Source organism: Pirellulales bacterium (genome assembly GCA_036490175.1).
GTDB lineage: Bacteria > Planctomycetota > Planctomycetia > Pirellulales > JACPPG01 > JACPPG01.
Genome location: DASXEJ010000171.1, coordinates 12,178 through 30,398 on the forward strand (window position 1 = coordinate 12,178; position 18,221 = coordinate 30,398).

General features: G+C 59.5%; 8 protein-coding genes. 3 read left to right on the plus strand and 5 right to left on the minus strand.

Annotated features, from left to right (window positions below):
• Positions 1–7 precede the first annotated feature (7 nt).
• The 4 genes from VGG64_12950 to VGG64_12965 form a co-directional block, all read right to left on the minus strand.
• Positions 8–4,378 (minus strand): tetratricopeptide repeat protein, encoded by a 4,371-nt coding sequence (locus VGG64_12950; GenBank protein ID HEY1600507.1) that lies wholly within the window; start codon positions 4,376–4,378, stop codon positions 8–10.
• Between the two features lie 66 nt (positions 4,379–4,444).
• A complete protein-coding gene (locus tag VGG64_12955; GenBank protein HEY1600508.1) occupies positions 4,445–6,706 on the minus strand; it encodes a polysaccharide biosynthesis tyrosine autokinase in 2,262 nt (753 codons plus the stop codon).
• 55 nt (positions 6,707–6,761) lie between these two features.
• On the minus strand, positions 6,762–7,751 hold the full coding sequence (locus VGG64_12960) for an exosortase/archaeosortase family protein (GenBank protein ID HEY1600509.1): 990 nt from the start codon (positions 7,749–7,751) through the stop codon (positions 6,762–6,764).
• Positions 7,752–7,772: 21 nt separating this feature from the next.
• Positions 7,773–8,471, minus strand: coding sequence for a hypothetical protein (locus tag VGG64_12965; GenBank protein ID HEY1600510.1), 699 nt, complete (start codon positions 8,469–8,471; stop codon positions 7,773–7,775).
• Between the two features lie 1,193 nt (positions 8,472–9,664).
• On the opposite strand from VGG64_12965, the gene VGG64_12970 reads away from it, so the two are divergent.
• The 3 genes from VGG64_12970 (at position 9,665) to VGG64_12980 (ending at position 17,108) form a co-directional block, all read left to right on the plus strand.
• Entirely contained in the window at positions 9,665–10,222 is a 558-nt protein-coding gene (locus VGG64_12970; GenBank protein ID HEY1600511.1) for a transcription termination/antitermination NusG family protein, read from the plus strand.
• A 443-nt stretch (positions 10,223–10,665) separates the two neighbouring features.
• A complete protein-coding gene (locus VGG64_12975; GenBank protein HEY1600512.1) occupies positions 10,666–15,819 on the plus strand; it encodes an amino acid adenylation domain-containing protein in 5,154 nt (1,717 codons plus the stop codon).
• Between the two features lie 581 nt (positions 15,820–16,400).
• On the plus strand, positions 16,401–17,108 hold the full coding sequence (locus VGG64_12980; protein HEY1600513.1) for a hypothetical protein: 708 nt from the start codon (positions 16,401–16,403) through the stop codon (positions 17,106–17,108).
• 135 nt (positions 17,109–17,243) lie between these two features.
• On the opposite strand, the gene VGG64_12985 is transcribed toward VGG64_12980, so the two are convergent.
• The coding region (locus tag VGG64_12985) for a DUF4082 domain-containing protein (GenBank protein ID HEY1600514.1) at positions 17,244–18,221 on the minus strand (978 nt) is incomplete at its 5' end.

Consider the following 18,221-nt stretch of genomic DNA (forward strand, 5'->3'; position numbering starts at 1 on the left):
GGTGATGCTAGCCCTTAAGGTCTTGTTCGAGTTCGGAAAGCAGACGCTGGTTCTTGGGCGTCAAGACGGCCGCGTCGATCGAGAGCTTATGAGCTCGCTCGAGTGCTACACGAGATTCGGGCAATTTGCCGGCACGTCGCAGCGCTAAAGCCAAATGAAAGAAATGACGCGGATCGGACGACGATCGCGAGGTTGCGTCGCGCAATACCTTGACGGCACCGTCGACATCGCCAGCGGCCAAGAGCAACGTCCCCTTCGTGTCTAGCAGCTCGACTAATGGTCCGGCTTGTGCAATGGCGCGACCGATCAACTCGCAGGCTTCGGCGTTGGTGGCGGGCTGTTCCCCCAGCGCCGTGGCCAGATTGTTGAGGGCCATCAAGTGCCGCGGCTCTGCGGCGAGCACCTTTCGCAAAAGCGTGACCGCTTCCTCGTTTTGCTCTGCTACGAGTCGCCACGTTGCCAGCGTGAAAAGGAACTCTACATGCTCACCATGCTGCCGTAGCGCTTTTTGCAAGAGTGGTTCGACGCGCCGCGCCGTTTCCTTGTCGGCATGGCCCAGCACGAGCACCCTGGTGAGCAGCGTTGCTGCCTGCGGTGTCTCGTCGTGGGCGACCGCGCCCAGACACAGCTCGATCGCCTCTGGCAGTTTGTCATGGCCGGCCAGCCACGTGGCCAGGGACGCGTAATCGGCAGCGTTCTCCGTCATAGCCGATCGTATGGTCCGCTCTGCGGCGCGATCCATGTGCAGCTGATTGTAAAGATTGCCAACAGATAGCAGCAGTTTCGAGCGGTCGGTCGGGGATTTGGCTTGCTCCAATCGCTGCTGCAAATACTCCTCGGCCAGCGGCTGCACCTGGTCCGTATTCCCCCCCGCAAGTAGCGATCGTGCCTGCAGACTCAGAGTCGCGAACCCATCGGGATCGGCCGCGATCAGTTTTTTGAGCCAAGGTGCAGCCTCCGACGCCCGATTGTCCTTCAACAGCAAGTCGACGTATCGCGCCAGGTCCCGCGACTGAGGATTCCGCCGATTCACGAGTGCGAAGGCATTCTCCTGGGCTAGGCGGATACGTCCTTCCGTTTCATAGAGGTTGACCAGCACGGCACGATCATCGTCAGCCGCGTCGCCCCGCGCCAGCAGATCTTCCAGCAGCTTCTTACCATTCTCATGGTCGTTAGCCTGACCTCGTCGCAGCAGCAGGCGAGCTTGCCGACCTTGCGCGACGGGATCTACTTTCGTACCAGTTGCCAATGTGTCCAACAACTTGCCTGCTTCGGCCAACTGCGCCTCCTGCCCGCGTGATGTCAGAAACGATGCCAAGGCGAGCCTGGCCTCGCGTGATTGCGGCAAAAGCGTTCCCCAACGACGCAGGCACTTCTCGGCCAACACAGGATCGCGATCCGCAAAGAACGCCGCCGCCCGCGCCTGGACGAACGCGTCATCCGGTGCAATTTCCAATAACCGCCGGTGCGACTGCGCGGCGGCCTCTTCGTCTCCCATCAACAGTTGGTCGCGGGCGAAGACCGGCAGCAGTTCGAGCTCGCTATGCTGCGAGTACTTAGCCGCGTCCGCCAAAGTGGCGCGCGCCTCGTCCAGCTGATGCAGGGAGACATGATAGCCAAACAGGGCCTGCCAGGTGCGCAAGTCTGTGGGGCTGACGGAGGTTGCCTGTCGGAGGGTTTCGCCTGCCTCGCTATTTTCTTTAGCCGCCAGCAGGGCCTGACCAAGCGTGACGTAACTCATGCCGTCTTTCGGTCGCAGTTCGACCTCCTTGCGAGCAAGCTCCAACGCGACGGCAGGGTCACCTCCACGAATCCGCAACGAGATGGCGATATTCGTCAAACGCGGCGATCGGGCGACAGCGTCCCCGAGCTCTTGCAGGTAGGCTTCAACGTCGTCGGTCTGATTTGTCACATACAGCAGAACTACTAATTGCTCGCGGACAAAGGGCCGCCGTTCGCCCAACGTCAGAGCTTTGCGGTAAGCCTCGATGGCGCGTTCCGGCTGCGAACGACGCTCTGCCAGTTGTCCTTGCAACACAGATCCAATCGACCACATGGGGCGCAGCTTGATGATTTCAGCCGTCAATTGCTCGGCCTCGGTCAGGCGCGAGTCGGAAGGCCCCTTGGCCTCACTGAGAAGACGCTGCGCTCGGTAGAAGCGCCAACCGGTTCCTTCAGCACCCTCTTGTTTCCGAAGTTCGTCTTCCCAATGCGCCAGGTCGTCCAGGTTTTTTGTTTCCAGCGCCAAATCAGCCAATAACTCCAGCAGGATCTCGTTGCGGTCCGCACCGCCTACTAGCTTCGCGAGAACGTCACGCGCTTCGTCCAACTTGCCGGCCCGCATTGCCACGCCGGCCCGGCGGTACTGGATTTCTTCTTGTCTATCCGCAGGCGCTTTTGGCAGAAAATCCAACAGCGCCTGGCTGGCGTCGTCAAATTGTTCGCGTGCCACAAGCAGAGTCGTACGCAGTAGGACTACGTCCGCCACGTTCTCATTGCCCGCGGCGAAGGCCTCCAGGATTCGGTCGGCCTTCTGCGGTTGTTTCTCCTTCTCATAGGCCAGGATCAGCCCTTCGGTCATTCGAGTCGAGCGTGGGTCGGCGGCCTGTGCCTCTTCCATGAGTTTCAGAGTGCCGCGCGTTCCGCGCTGCAGATCGTGCAACTGGGATCGCAAGCCGGCTAGCAGCTTGGAATCGGGAAAGCGCTTTTGCCCCGCCGAGAGGCTCTCGTCGATGGATTGCCAGTTGCGTTGCTTCTCGGCCGTGGTCACTTGTTGGCGAAGTTGGGCTTCGACCAGGGCTCCCCAGACTTCTTCCGTGGCCTCGGGGTGCGTCGTCGCCTGTCGAAATTCTCGCACTGCCTCATCCAGACGCCCGGCTGATTGCCAGGATTTAGCGGCCGCATATTGAGGGGCGATGGCCTGCGGCAGCAGTGTCGCGGCGTCCTTGAAGGCGCTGGCCGCCTGATCCCAATGCTTCAATGCCGTATAGCAGCGTCCCAGTTGCATATAAGCCTGGGCACGACTGACAACTTCTTGTCTCGTGGATACGGATGGATGCTCTACTACGGAACGCTTGAGCAGCACCGCGGCTTGCGAATACTCTTGCTGTTCTAGGTGCCACTGGCCGCGCAACGCGTCCAAAGTGCTGCGTAGCGGGCTCGAGCTGCCACGCGGCAGTCGGGTTTCCTGATTTTCTAACTCTTTCGCGAGTGCATTTAACAAGTCATCGGCATCGTTCAACTTGCCGGCGGCCAAATAGGTGGATACCAGCGTCAATTGCAATGTAGGCCGGTCGGGCTTGCCGACCGCCGCAAGGCCACGTGTGAGTACGCCGATGACCGTGTCGAAGTTCTTCTTGTCGGAGTCGAGCTGCGCCAATCCTAAGTAGCCGCGCACATCGTCGGGTTGCGCCGCGATCGCTCGTTCGTAGTATTCGCGGGCGGCCTCGGTCTCGTCCAAGCCTTTGGCGCGTTCGGCCGCCAGCAGTTGCACGGTGGCATGCGAACGATCTTGATCGACCTGCAATGCCCGATCGAGATCCTCGTCTTTGCCGCTGCCGTCATTGCGGATGTTATACAGATAGCGGCCAATCCAGGCGGTGGGGAGCGTGCTGCAAGCGCTCACCATTTCGTCGACGACCTGATCGGCCAGAGATCGTCGTACTTCGACGGATTCACCGACCAGATCACGTCGATACATCTCGGCCAGCTGCAGAGCAAGATCAACCTGTTCTTGAGTTCCTGTGCAGGCGGACATTGCGGCCTGAAAGCTCTTAATCAGTTCTTTTTCGTCAGAAAAGTCACCACGCGCCCGGGCATCGCCGAAAGCAGCGACCGCTTTCAGCCTGAGGGCCTCGGCGTTGTTAGGCTCCTGCTCGAGGGCAGCCTTGGTTTCGTAAAGTGCGTCGCTATAACGGCCCAATTGCAAGAGGCGATGAGCGTGACGAAGTCGTAAGGCAGTGATATCCGGAGCCAATCCGACGGCCACAGAAAATAATCGCTCAGACGTTGGGATCTTACTCGGTGTTTCGTCTGCGACCTTGTCGAAGAGTTGGGCTAAACGGACACGCGCTTCGACATCGGCCGGGTAAACTCTCAGATACCGCTCCACCAGTTGGGCTGCGTCTCCCCATTTTTCCTCGCCTTCCAGCGTATTGGCCCGACTCAGAAATATAGCGCTGTGCCGGTTCAGCTGATAGGAGTGCCAGAAGTGCGCCAGCGGGGCGATTAGCCCGATCGACAGCACGGTTGCCAACAGCAACCACCAATTCACCTGCCAGGTGAGCGGCCGTGTCGCCGGAGAAGACGTGCTGCGGCTCACGGCGCCTGCGATGAGTCGCTCGGGCTTGCGGGGTTTGTTTTTTGAGATTGACGCCATGTCAGCACCGTCTTACCGAAGCTTCGGTGTAGGGGGTAACGATCGGCAATAAAGTGTCGGCCAGCATCAACTTGCCTCGCCGTCGAAGCTGTCGCCCGGATGCACAATGGCATAGCCATAACCGCCGTATCGCGCGGTATAGCTTTTGGGCGAGACGCCGCTCAGCACGACCCCCAGCGGACGTGCACCAGCGCGCGTCAGCCGGTCGCGCGCTTCGCGCACCTGCCCTACGCGACTGACGTCGCGCATCGTACACAGCAATACACCGTCAGCGGATTTGGCGACCGTGAGGGCTTCGCTCGCCGAAAGCAGCGGCGGGCAATCGATCACTATGTAATGGAATTGAGCGCGGAGCGTTTCCAACACGTCCCGGTAGGCGTCGATGGTAAATAGCGTGTGAGGACTGATCGTCGAATGGCCTGCCGGTAGCACCCACACGTTCGGCAATGAGGTAGGGACGATGACGGACTGCAGCGTGGCTTTGCGAGACAAGACATCTGCAAGACCCGGCCCCGCGTTGACCCCCATGACCTCATGAATGTCCGGGGCACGCAGATCCGCGTCGACCAACAACGTGGGTTCGCTGCTGGCCTTGGCCATATTCGCCGCCAATTGGGCGGCAACGCTCGTCTTGCCTTCGCGACTAACCGCGCTGGCCACGGCCACCACGTGCAGATGGGCCGTGTCGTCGCACAACACCAAACTAGTCCGCAAGTGCGAGATGCTCTCCTCAAAAGTCGATCGCTGCCGTTCAAATCGCGCCTGGGCACGGCGACCGGGCATCAAAGACCGGGTCGGCAAGGCCGTGATTTCTCCGATGACGGGTAGCCAGGATTCTTCCCGCAGTTGATCGACTGTGGCAACTCGGCGCACGCGTACTTCCCATAGCAAGGCCAGTGCAAAAGGCAGCAGGAACATGGCCCCGCCCACCATCGCCACGAACTTGGTTTGTGTCGTCACCGGTTCGATGGGTACGGTAGCGTCGCCGAACAAATGCACGCGCTTGTCGGCCGCCTTTTCGGTCTGTAGGGCAGTCATGCGATCGGTAATGCGGTCAAAAACCTCTTCGGCACGCTCCATCTCGGCGCGGGCGAATTCCAGGTTCAACGCCTGATCGCCATACTTCTCCAGCTCGCCACGTTCCGCATCAAGTCGCTTGCGCAGTAACTCCTCGAGCATTTGCTGTTTCTTAAGCTCCTCGATGTACCCATTGATCTCGTCTCGTTTCGCGGCCAGCTCGCTTTCCTGCAGCTCCCCGGTGCGCGACTTGCGCAATTCTTGCTTGCTCTTCGTCAGCGAGTTGCCGAGCTCCGCGCGACGTTTGAGCAGAGCTTTCACAGGATCCAAGTCAGCAGGATTCTTCGAGGTCCTCTCGTATTCCCTGATTTGGGTGCGGATATCCAGCAACTCTTTGTTCATCGCCAAGATCTCAGGATCGTTCGCCACGATTTGGTCGAGGACCTGCGACGAAACGGCAACCTTGTCCTGAGCCAGAAGCGCCTGTTGCGCCGCTTCCAGTTGGACTTCGATGACTTGTTTTTCAACTTCCACATTCGCCAGGCGAATCTCGAGAGCGGCCATCGGATTAACCGTGGTCGTCGTCTCTTGCCGTCTTGGACGCGCCGCGCCGATGTCTTTTCCGGTGACTTGCTTGGTTAGATCCCTGACGCGCGCCTGCATCCGCTCCAAATCCTGGATTCGGTCGTCCTTGTGACGAATCAGCACATCAATCATCGTTTGTGCTTGTTCGTTTGTTTCGGCGGTGTGATGCTTGAGGTAAGCGGCCACGACCGCGTTGGCGATCTTTGCGGCGTTGGCGGCGTTCGGGCCCTTGAACTTGACCCGAAAGAGTTCCGATTCTGCCACGCCGACGACAGTAAGGCGCCTAGTGAGCCATTTCAGCGGATCCAGTTGCGACTTGAGCTCGGGAAGTTGCGCGATTTCCGGCTGGCTCAAGCAACGGCTGAGCACTACGGGGCTGCGGATCGTCTCGACCTGGGTCAGAGCGAAACGCTTGGAGTCTTCTTCCGTGGGGAATGCGACGTACGGTCGGTGATCGGCAATTCTGAGCCAAGCTTCGGCCTCGAACGTGGGCTCGAACGAGAACCAGGAAATGATCGCGCCGGAGACCGCCAGCATCAGCGCCGTCGGCAGGGCCAAGGTCCACCACCGCGCGAGCGCTTGCAGGACAAACGCCGGCGTGACCCGGCCACCTGATGGTGGCGGCGCAAACCGGCCCGTGTCCAGGCGAGCCGGAACAACCGGAGGCCCGGCAGGCGTCAGGTCCCGGCGCGGGCCTGGAGCAGGAAGTCTCTTATGCTCTTGCATCAAAAGGTGTTCTTCATCGGCGGGGCCGTCACGTGTCGATCAGCAGAGGTCGCGTTCATCCGCGCAGGAGTTCCTGCCGTGTCATCGGTTGCACCTGCACGATCAGTTTGCCCAGATACCAGATAAAAGATCCCATCAGCGCGGCAGCCAGCGGGATGACGAACCAGCCAGCCAGATCGTGGACCAGGTTATGGGACGTCGCCGACGTGGTGTAGGAGTACCCAATGGCCACCAAGGTGACGCGGACAGCGTTGGCTACGATCGCGATGGGCAGCGCGCTGGCGAAGATCAACGCCTTGGTCCACCACGGACGCCGCACGATGACGGCATACGCAAACGCCAGGGCCACGATCGATACGAATATCCGCAAGCCGCTGCAAGCTCGCGCGACTTCGAGTTCCGTGCCGTCGATCGAGATTACGTTGCCAGCCGCCAACGCCGGCATTCCCAACGACTGCAGCGTCCAGCAGCTCACCTCGGTTGCGATTCGTTGCAGGGGCTGCCGGAACATCATTTCCACGCCGAAGGGAAGTGGAACCATAAATAGCAGGAACAATGCCGATGGCAGGCACCATTGGCAGAACTTCCGTCCTCCCAAGAGCCACGCCGCTCCTGCCAGCCAAACGCTCATCGACCAACCGTTCAATGGCTCCAAGTAGTAAAAGCTGCCAAATACATGCATCGCCAGACCCGCGGCAATCAGAATCAGCCCTCCCCAACTCGGACCTTGCAACTGTGGCATGCCGTCCCGGCGAATCCACAAGAAAAACAGGGCCAACGGCACCACGAAGTAGCCGTGTGAATAATCGGGTTCCACGTTCCAGGCCACCATCAGTCGCAAGAACGTCGGCCAATAAATCCATAGGAACGTCGCGGCCAAACAGCCCAGGCTGAAGACCAGCGTCCAGGAGAATCGCTCTGCGGCGAGCGCCGTTAACTCGCCTTGCTGCTGCCCGGATGCTGCGGCGTGATTCCGCGGAACTGACGTGTTTGCCACCGCTGGCGTGCCGCGGCGGCTGTCGGGAGGAAGTGCTGAGCTACTCATGATTGTTTCCGTGCCGCGGCCTTATTGGCTCGTTACAAAGGCGCATAACTTTACCCGCACCCGGTGATTCAGTTGCCAACGATTGGCATCGGAGTAATCTTTGGGGGGCGAATTGTTGACTGCCAACAAATGCTCTTCGCAATAATCGCGTTCGCTGGGCGTCAACGTGGCCAGGAACTCTTTGACCGCCGTACCGAGTCCGAAGACGCTCTCCCAATGTGAATCGCTGGCGATGCGTTCGCGATGACGGCAGACTTGCGTTTCGCGGATGTTGCGTCGCCGCTCAGAGCGGAAGTATCGCGAAATTTCGTTCCGGGCGAGACCCGCCAAGAAAGTACTCAGCCGACAGGCACGTTCGGAGTCGAAACGGGCCAGCAACTGCCCCTCGCGATCCACGACGGCGAACCACACTTTGGCCGCAATTTCATCGACGAGATCCTGTCGGACCGCGTTGCGTCCCAATAGGATCCGGATCGCCAGCAGTAGCGAACTGTGGAACTGATTGTAGATCTTCGTCCATGACGCTTTGTCGCCATTCAGGCAGCGGTCGACGAGCGCCCTGTCCGCTCGGGCCGAGGCCAAGGCGCGTTCGTGGTTGCGCTGCAGCTTTGCGGGTCGCGCGTCCGTAGGAATCTCTTGCGAGGCGCGACCCTTGCCGTTGTGGCTGATTCGTTTGGTCGCAGCCCGCGCTACGGATCCGTTAGCGGTTTGGTTGGCCATGTGCTTGGGCGTCGAAATGCCGTTTCGTTCGCTTGGTGCTCTGCTTGTGCGCGACACTGAGACCCGTCCATTCTGCTCAGCGACAACATGCCCGTTATGTCCGGTCGCCTCGTGCCCATTGCTGGCGGCAATTGCCTTGCGAGGGCGTTTCGTGGCCGCCGCCCCTGTGGAAGCCTTGCGTTTGGGCAGCGCGCGGGTTGTACGCTGCGGGGACCGGCTAGCGGGTGTATTCGCGTTCGTCGTGGCTCGATTCTTTTTAATTTGCCGCACCATCGGTCTGCACAGCGTTATGCGATCTTGCGTACAACGAACTCGATCGCGCCTAGGCCAGAGACTCTCGTGTCAGAAGCCATTACATGAGACAAGGCAAGTCAATCGCCGCACGTCAATCGTGTTGCTGACGCTTTGTATTCGCTGGTTGGCCGCAGACACGGCAAAACCAGCGCGGCTGAGCGGTATGGCATGTGGCGGGAGGTCGTGGGCGATGAAACATTCAACGTTGGTTGTGGTCTGAACGTGATCAACCACGCGTCGGTTGGAGTGGTCGGTCGACACTCCGTGCACATGGGTCGACGTGCGACCCTCTTGCACTCATCATTGAAGCAACCTGGCATGTCGCCAACGCTCGACACCCAATTCGTGCCGCGATCGCGCAGCACGGCCCCAGGATGTAGATCGGCGATGCCCTGCAATCAGGTACTGGCCAACTGCGGGGACTTCAGAGAGGAACTCCAAAGTCAAGTCTCGGCAGGTCGCTCCACGGTCGGTATCTCGAAACCCCTTTGCGATGTCATTTCGAATCCCCGTCGACATCGCATGATTCGGATTCAGCCGCGGGCGTGCAAGATTTTGGAATGCACATGCTCACGACGAATCACGATTGACTTTTATCATGCCATGCTTCGATGTCAACGATATTCCTGACGATCAACGTCCCAGTTTTTTTTAAATAAAACTGCGCGACAGTTTCTTGAAAAAAAATGGGCGCTCTTTGTTGATCAACAACTCCCTAAGGCGCAAGGCAATCCGCTTCTTGGCGAGAGAGTGCCAATTATGAAAACAGAGATTTGTTGTGTCCGGTCGTGTCGTGAAAATCGCTTGTTAACTAGAGGCTGTATGGACTCACGCCGCGACCCGCGCACCTTGAGATTGACGCAGCTTGAAACGAGCGCGTCTGGGAGCAGAAGCCCCGCATGTCATACGTCATCAGTGCAACGACGGTATTCCCCGACGACCTATTCGATGGATGCGGAGCCCAGGTGGGGGGGCGAGAATGGTGGGTCGCCTATACCAAGGTCCGCCAGGAAAAACGACTCGCCGAGGACCTGGTCCAACGCGAGATCCCCTTTTACTTGCCACTTGTCGAGCGCAGGCACGTGTACCGTGGGCGGCGCCTCCGCTCGCAGGAACCGCTATTCGGCAGTTACGTCTTCCTGTTCACAGACGCGCGCGAGCGGGCGCAGAGTCTTGCCACCAATCGTATTGCCCACACTCTGCCAGTGCCGGACGGCCAGCAGCTGTACGACGACCTGGTCCAAATCCGGCGTCTGATCGAAGCCGAGGTTCCGCTGACCGTCGAGGCCCGCTTACAGCCCGGCCAGCGAGTGCGCGTGCGGCATGGGTGTTTTGCCGGAATCGAAGGAATCGTCGAATCGCGCTGCCGCCGCACCCGGTTGACGGTGGCCATTACCTTCTTGCAAAGAGGGATCTCGGTCGAGATCGACGATGTCATGCTCGATCCTATCAGCTAGGCGTGGCCTCGCCGGGCTGTTGATGCTCTGAGCCATGCATCCGCCTGGTAGGGAAGGCCGCAAGCCTATTCCGGGTGACCCCTGCCGGAAGGTGGATCTGTCACGTCTCGTCTCGCTACGGCTTTTGTCCGTTGCATTTGCTTTGTAGCGGGCCGCGTTACATACTCGGTCGTACACAATCGGGAGGAGGTCGGTGTGTAAGCGTTTCTGGTTTCATGAGTGTAAGGCCGCGCGCATCGAACGTGTGCGGTATGAGACCTGAATAAGAAGCGCGCGAGTATTTTCTCCTCACGCCAGTCTGCGTCCGCATTTGGGGGATGGTGCCAGGTCAGTCGTAGTTCAAATCATGCTTGGATAAAGTAAGCCGGCCAGCTGTCTTCACAAAATGGGCCGGCCAGGGACTCACAGCCAAGGGGCACGGACCTGCCGACATACGCAAACCAATGAGCCAGCCCCAATCGCCTACCCATCAAGTCGTCGACGATAATCACCGCCGCGCAATGATGTACTGGCGCGAGCAGCTTGTCGGCGCGTCGGGCATTTTGCCGTTGCCGGCCGATTTCTCGGCTCCGGGCACCTCCGATGCTCATCGCGGCACGTGCAGTGTGCGATTCAGCCATGAGTGTCGGCAACAAGCGGAACATCTCAATGATAATTTAGCCGTTAGCTCGTCCGTGGTGTTGCTGGCCTCTTTCGTATCGCTACTGCATCGCTACGCCGGCGAGACTGAAGTGCTAATCGGCGTGCCTCTGGCGCGCGGTCAACGACGGCCTTCAAACGGCGCAGAGAGTGGTCGGCGAGTCATACTTCCGCTACGCATCGATTTGTCGGCTGGCCCACGGTTTCGGACGTTTGCCAAACGCGTTCGAGACGTCGTCGCGACGGCCTATGATCATCAAGGCATCTTCCTCGAAGACATTTGCGAGCAGCTCGCATTGGCGGGCCGCTTGGGCGACTCCGCACCCGTTCAAATCGTATTCGAGTGCGATGCGATGTTCGAGTTCGCACTGGATAACAAGCCGTCCGCTGTCGATCCGCCGTCCGACGCCGAGGCGCAGCCGTTCGCGTTATGGATAAATGTGCAATCCACGGCAAGCGGAGATCTGCTCGTTACGGCGAATTACGACAACGATCGGTTCCAGACCGAGACGATCGAGCGGTTGCTTGCGCACTGGCAGGTGCTGTTTGCCTCGGTTTTGCAGGATTCAGACCAGCCGATCGCGAGACTCAATCTACTAACGCCCTCGGAACGACGGTTGGTCGTAGAGGATTTCAACGCCACGAGCCGGCCGTACCCACGCCAGTCGACGGTTCATGAACTGTTCGAAGCGCAAGCCAGGCAATCGCCCCAGCGCATGGCGGTTGTCGAAGGCAACCAGCAATGGACCTACGACGAGCTGAATGCGCGTGCCAATCGCCTGGCCCATTATTTGCGCCGCGCGGGGGTCGGCCGGGGCGTGCCAGTTGCCATGTGCTTGGAGCGCTCTTGCGATGCTGTCGTGTGCCTGCTCGGCATTCTGAAAGCTGGCGGGGCCTATGTTCCGCTCGACCCCAACTATCCCGCCGAACGCCTTGCCTTCATGGTAAATGACGTGCGGCCGACCGTCCTCATTAGCGCCTCGCGGTTGGCGAATCATTTACCGACGTACGCAGGGCACGTTCTATGTCTTGATGCGCAACATGCTGCCATCGAAGAAGAGTCAGTCGACAATCTTGAGCCCACGTCGTGCGCGACGGATTTGGCTTACATCATGTACACGTCTGGCTCGGAGGGCGTTCCCAAGGGAGTAAGCGTCGTTCATCGCGGTGTCGTTCGACTCGTACAAAACGTCGATTATCTCAAATATGGGCCGGACGAGGTTTTTTTGCTGCTTGCGCCGCTTTCGTTTGATGCCTCGACGTTCGAGATTTGGGGATGCCTGCTCCACGGCGGTCGATTGGTACTGATGCCGCCTCATCCTCCGACGTTGCAAGAGATCGGTGCAACACTACTTGAACAGCGCGTGACAACCTTGTGGCTGACCACAGCGTTGTTTCATCAAATGGTCGATTTGCGCGTGCAGGACCTACGGCTCGTGCGACAATTGTGTACCGGGGGAGACGTGGTGTCGGTGTCGCACGCCGCACGGGTCCTCGAGCAGATCCCTTCCTGCCGGCTGATCAACCTTTACGGTCCCACGGAATCCACAACGTTTGCCACTAGTCGGGTGATCACGCCCGCCGACGTAAGACTGCCGTCGCTTCCGATCGGCGGACCGATCACCAATACGCGCGCTTACGTGCTGGACGAATGTCTGCAACCAGCTGCCATAGGAGTACGCGGCGAGTTGTACTTAGGGGGGGATGGCTTGGCACTTGGGTACTGGAATCGGCCGCAACTAACGGCCGACCGATTCGTGCCAGATCCATTCGCAACGGCCGATCCGACTGCGCGACTCTACCGTACAGGTGATCACGCGCGCTGGCGCAACGACGGTACGCTCGAATTCCTGGGGCGCCGTGACCGCCAGGTAAAAATTCGCGGATTCCGCATCGAATTGGGCGAGATCGAAACAGCGTTATCGCGCCACCCCGCAGTCAGTGAAGCCGCGGTTTTGGCCCAGCCGGACGCTTTGGGCGACAAACAACTTGCCGCGTATGTGGCGGTTCGCCCCGGCACGGCGCCCACGGTGGCCGATCTGCGGCGGTTCCTGGCGATCCGGCTGCCGGCCCATTTGATTCCTACGGCCTGGAAACTGCTCGATTCTTTGCCGCAATCGCCGGTAGGCAAGCTTGACCGACGCGCGCTGGGCCATGTCGCCATGGAAAAGAAGCTCTCGGCGCAGTCCTATCAAGAACCGCGAACGCCCACCGAAATTGCGCTTGCGCGCATTTGGGCCGAGGTCTTGGGCTGCGAACGAGTCGGCATCCATGACGACTTCTTCGAGTGTGGTGGACACAGTTTAAAGGCGGCTTCCGTGAGCGCTCGAATCCGCAGCTCGCTCGGCCAGGATGTTCCCTTGCAGTGCCTCTTCGAGCAGCCGACGATCGCCGCACTTGCCGAGTGGCTCGATGGCCACTCGGAAATCGCATCTCGGGCGACGTTGGAAGCGATTCCGCGCGCTGCCGAACTCTCTCGCGCCCCACTGTCCTGCGCTCAGCAGGGACTGTGGGTTCTCGAGCAGGTCACGTCGGCCCGCGGCGCTTACAATATTCCTTTGGCATTGCACGTGCAGGGCCCGCTCGTGGCCGCGGTTTTGGAACGCTCCCTCGACGCGATCGTGCAACGTCATGCCGTGCTTCGCACAAATTATCGCAGCGAAGGGGATGGCCTTTGGCAGGAACTGAGGGAAGGGAGTCATCTCACGCTCGCGCAGCTTGATTTGCGCGACACGCCGTCGCAGGATCGTGACGCGAGATGCCGGCAGCTGCTCGCCGAGCAGGCCGCACGGCCCTTCGATCTGACCGCAGACCTGATGCTGCGGGCGACGCTAATACGTCTGCGCGAGCAAGAATACGTATTGCTGATCGTCGTACACCACATTGCCGCCGACGGTTGGTCGATCGACTTGCTGTTGCGTGAGCTAGGTTCCTTGTACGACTGTTATTGCGCGGCGCAGATGTCTGCACTGCCCGAGTTGCCGCTGCAGTATGCGGACTATGCCAACTGGCATCGCGAGCTCTTAGATCGCGACAACCTGCAGTCCCAGATCGACTACTGGCACGAGCAGCTCGCCGGCGCGCCGCAATTCACGACATTACCCACAGATAATGTTCGCCCAGCCGCGTTGACCTTTCGTGGTGCCACGTATCGGACCGCGTTGCCTTCCGAGCTGGTTCAGCAGCTTTCGCGGTTCGGGCACGAGGAGAATTCCACCCTTTTCATGGTGCTTTTGACGGCGCTTGAGACCCTACTATTTCAATGCACCGCTCAGCAGGATCTTGTCGTGGGCACACCGGCGGCCGGGCGCACTCGCGTCGAACTTGAAGGGCTGATCGGATTCTTTGTCAACATGCTGGCCCTGCGCGTGGACCTGGCGGGCGCTCCGACTTCGCGAGAGCTATTGCGCCGTGTGCGGCAGGTGGCATTAGCAGCGTACGCCCACCAGGATGTCCCCTTCGAGCGCGTCGTCGAAGAACTTCGTCCGGTCCGCAGCCTGGCGCACATGCCGATTTTCCAGGTCGCGCTGGCCATGCAATACGCGCCCCGTGCCGAATGGCAATCGGAAGGGCTGAAAATCGACCGGTGGCCGGTCGACGCGGGAGCCGCGCGATACGATCTGACGCTTTTCGTGCAGGGAGAAGTATCGGGCGGGCTCGAGATCCTTGCTGAATATTGTAGCGACTTGTTTGAGCAAGCCACGATCGCACGGTTGCTCGAACATTGGCAAGTGCTTCTGCAGGCGATGATCGCGGATCCCGATCAGAGTATCGCGCTGTTGCCAGCGTACGACGGCGATACCAGCACCAAGATCGCGTTGAGCGAAGCGCAGCAGCAATTGCCTGACCGTCGGCCCCCGTCAGTGCCGCAAACAGCAGCCGAACAGCAACTCGCCAGGATCTGCGCCGAGCTTCTCGGGCTGCCGAAGATAAACGTCGACGACGACTTCTTTGAACTGGGGGGCACTTCATTGCTGGCCATCCGACTGTTCGCCGAAATCGAGCGGCAGTTCGGCAAAGGAATCTCATACGCCGCCTTCTTCCGGCAAGCCACTGTGGCCAATTTGGCGCGTAGTTTGGAAGAGCCCGCCGCGCGCGCAGATGCGGCGCTGGTCCCGATGCAACCGCTCGGTGATGGCTGCCCGTTGTTTCTCTGTTACTCGGTGGGGGGCGAACTGTTCTATTGGCAGGCGTTGTTGCGGCATCTGGGGATAACGCATCCGGTATTCGGATTCCAGCCGCGCGAGGTCAACGGCCAACCCCGGCTGCACAACCGGATCGAGGATGTCGCTGCCGACTGCGTGCAAGACTTGTTATCGTTTCGCCCACAGGGACCTTTTTGCCTTGCCGGGTTTTCTTTTGGCGGCGTCGTAGCCTACGAGATGGCCCGCCAATTGCGCGCCCAGGGCCACAACGTCGCGCTACTGGCGATCATCGACACGCTTCCTGGTTGGCGCACTCCGCAAACGATGCGTGACCTGTTATTCGCGGCGCCCGGCTGTGCCTGGAACTTTCCTCGCTGGCTAGGCGGGATGTTCACACATTGGCGAGGGTTTCCGCTGCGTCGCAAATTGCGCCAAAGGATGCGCCGCATCCGTAACCTGCTCGATGCGAGACTACATCGAAATCGCGGTTCTGCAATGATGCCAACGTCTGCGGATTTCTTCGAATTCAGCGAATTGACTGACCGCAGTCGGCAACTGATCCCCGGCTTGTTCGATGCCTTTTTGAAATACCGTCCAGGGAAGTACGACGCGCGTATGTGGCTGCTAAAGGCCCGTATCCGCCCGTTGATTCATACCCCGCGTCACGATCTGGGCTGGGGCCAGTTCGTGTCCGGCGGCATCGACGTCGACGTCGTGCCTGGAGGGCACTCTTCGATTCTCGGCGAGCCCTATGTGCAAGCGCTGGCGACGGCCCTGCGTCGTAAGCTGGATGAAATTCCAACCAGGCACTAGCGTCGCTCGCGGCCATCCCGCGCAGGGCCCTTCATAGAGCCACGTCGTGAATTCCGCAGTCAACAGCTGGTAATGCACGCCGCAGAATAAGCACGCAGACATACCAGGAATCTGGCGTCGCTCGAAGCAGGCTGTCAGGAAACTGCCCCGTGCGGACCAAATACCTAGGAAAGCCGAAATCCAGTGAAGTGCCCTGATCCGCCGGATGCGATCGTAGTGAGAACCGTTCCTGGCGACGCAAGAAGTTGCATGGCAATACGTTACAGCGTGCGCGGCAATCAATGAACCCAAAGTCTGAGCTCCGTCAGACAGCGCCGCACGGCAAGAACAGAAAAAAAGTTGCTCGATCACTGCCAGCTTGTCAGGAATGCTGGTCCAGATGCGTAAACACTAAAACGACATGGTCGCAACCAAGGGTGAGATGATCTTACTCCTGGAAGTGGCTTAATAATGGAGGCAAACACATGTATCGCTCCTTGTTGACAATCTCTGCCGTCGCCGGTTTGGGGTTGTTTTGTGCATCATCGGCCAGGGCTGACGTACCTTTCGCCGATGCCTCGGTTCTTTCTACGGGTGACCTCGTGAGCCTTAGTAGCTACCTTGGCAACGCCAACGGTGGTGGTCAGTTCCTGGTAACCGACGTCACTCATGCCAGCCAATTCATTGTGAACTGTATCGAAACGTCCGAGGAGTTTAGCCTGGGTAACCAGTACCAGGTCATTCTCAGCAATAGTGCCGTTTTGGGAGAGCAGTGGAATACTCCAGGTGTAGGATTACTTCCGGGTGCGGATGAAAACGGCAACGGGTCAAGTCACACTCCTGTTGCTTTGCCGACGCAGTGGCTGTATCAGCAGTGGGCGTTGAACAAATTGGGTACAGCACTGGAAGTTCCCACGTTCACCTATACCGGTGGCACCGCTGCGGCTTCGGCGGACTCATTACAACTTGCCATCTGGGCGCTTCAAGGTCAGATAGATCCAACTAGCATTTCCGGTGACGCTCTTGCTACGGCCTTGGTAGCTGCGGCAACTACTACGGGTGCGGCGGGACCGTCAGCAGCTGATAAGGCACTCGGGACCGTATTGGCGATGCAGATGTGGGGGAGCGTGAATACCTCGGGCGTTACACCCATCGGTACTAATCCTACTCAGGATCAGATTGTTTACCTGCCGGCTTCCAACCCGTCGGCCGGCACCACTCCCGAGCCTGCCAGTATCGTTGCCTGGTCGGGTTTGCTGGTCTTCGGAGCCGTAGCCAGTCTTCGCAAGCGGGCTGCAAAAGCCAGCTAGGCGACGCTCCAACTAAGTCGAAGATTTCTTCACTCGGGCTACCCAACAACTAGGTAGCCCGGGTTTTTTTATGCGCTACCGTTGGCCGCTGAACGCGGCTCAGAGATCTCGGTAACAGTCTGCAAACACCCACGATCACAGCGTGGAGCTGAAGAGTACGTCGACCCAATAGTTGGACGACTGATAGGCCTGAGTGGGCATACCTCCGGCGCCGTAAGAGTAAACGCCGCCGTTGACGGGCACGGTCAGCGGACCACTGACGAAGGGCGCGGTGAAGAAGGAACGATTGACGGCGTAGTGTCCGGTGGTGGTGTGGTAGCTGGCCACATAGGTCGTGCCGGCGGTAACGGCCACAGGCGTCGAGAACAAGACTTGCTGCCAGCCGCTGCCCCCTTCTCCGGTAAAGGTGGCGGTGGCCAACAACTGACCGCTGGCGCTCCACAGGCTGCCGGTGTGTACGCCGGTGTTGGCCGCGCTCTTGTAGTAGCGAATGCCGGTGATGTAGCCGCTGGTGTTGGCCGTGAACTTGACGCCCAACTCGATCGACTGGGCATCGCCGCTGTCGGGTGTGGCCGGCGTGGCGCTCGAAGACCACAAGCTGGATGTCGGACTTGCCGCTGCGGCGGTAGTAAACAAAGAGCCGACGCTGGTCACTAGGGCGTTTCCTGCCAAGTCCTTGACGCCGCTTGGTCCGCCGATCACGGCAATCGTGTAGGTCGTCGAATTGGCTAGCGCCACGGTCGGCGTCAGCGTGGCCGTATTGGTGCTGGCGTTGTAGGTCACATTGGCCGCCACCAGCGTACTGCCATTCAACAGTTGGACGGTGCTGGCATTGACCGAAGCCGGATCGAGCGCTTCGCTGAACGTCACGCTGGGCGCGATATTGGTTGCTACGCCCGTCGCCCCGGAGGTCGGGTTGAACGAAGTAACGGTAGGCGGTGTAGTGTCTACTGGCTGTGTAGAGCTGAAGAGTACATCGACCCAATAGTTGGACGACTGATAGGCCTGAGTGGGCATACCTCCGGCGCCGTAAGAGTAAACGCCGCCGTTGACGGGCACGGTCAGCGGACCACTGACGAAGGGCGCGGTGAAGAAGGAACGATTGACGGCGTA

Coding starts and splice junctions, on each gene's coding strand:
- VGG64_12960 (HEY1600509.1), bottom strand. CDS start 7,751: ATGAGTAGCTCAGCACTTCCTCCCGACAGCCGCCGCGGCACGCCAGCG.
- VGG64_12965 (HEY1600510.1), bottom strand. CDS start 8,471: ATGGCCAACCAAACCGCTAACGGATCCGTAGCGCGGGCTGCGACCAAA.
- VGG64_12955 (HEY1600508.1), bottom strand. CDS start 6,706: ATGCAAGAGCATAAGAGACTTCCTGCTCCAGGCCCGCGCCGGGACCTG.
- VGG64_12975 (HEY1600512.1), top strand. CDS start 10,666: ATGAGCCAGCCCCAATCGCCTACCCATCAAGTCGTCGACGATAATCAC.
- VGG64_12970 (HEY1600511.1), top strand. CDS start 9,665: ATGTCATACGTCATCAGTGCAACGACGGTATTCCCCGACGACCTATTC.
- VGG64_12950 (HEY1600507.1), bottom strand. CDS start 4,378: ATGGCGTCAATCTCAAAAAACAAACCCCGCAAGCCCGAGCGACTCATC.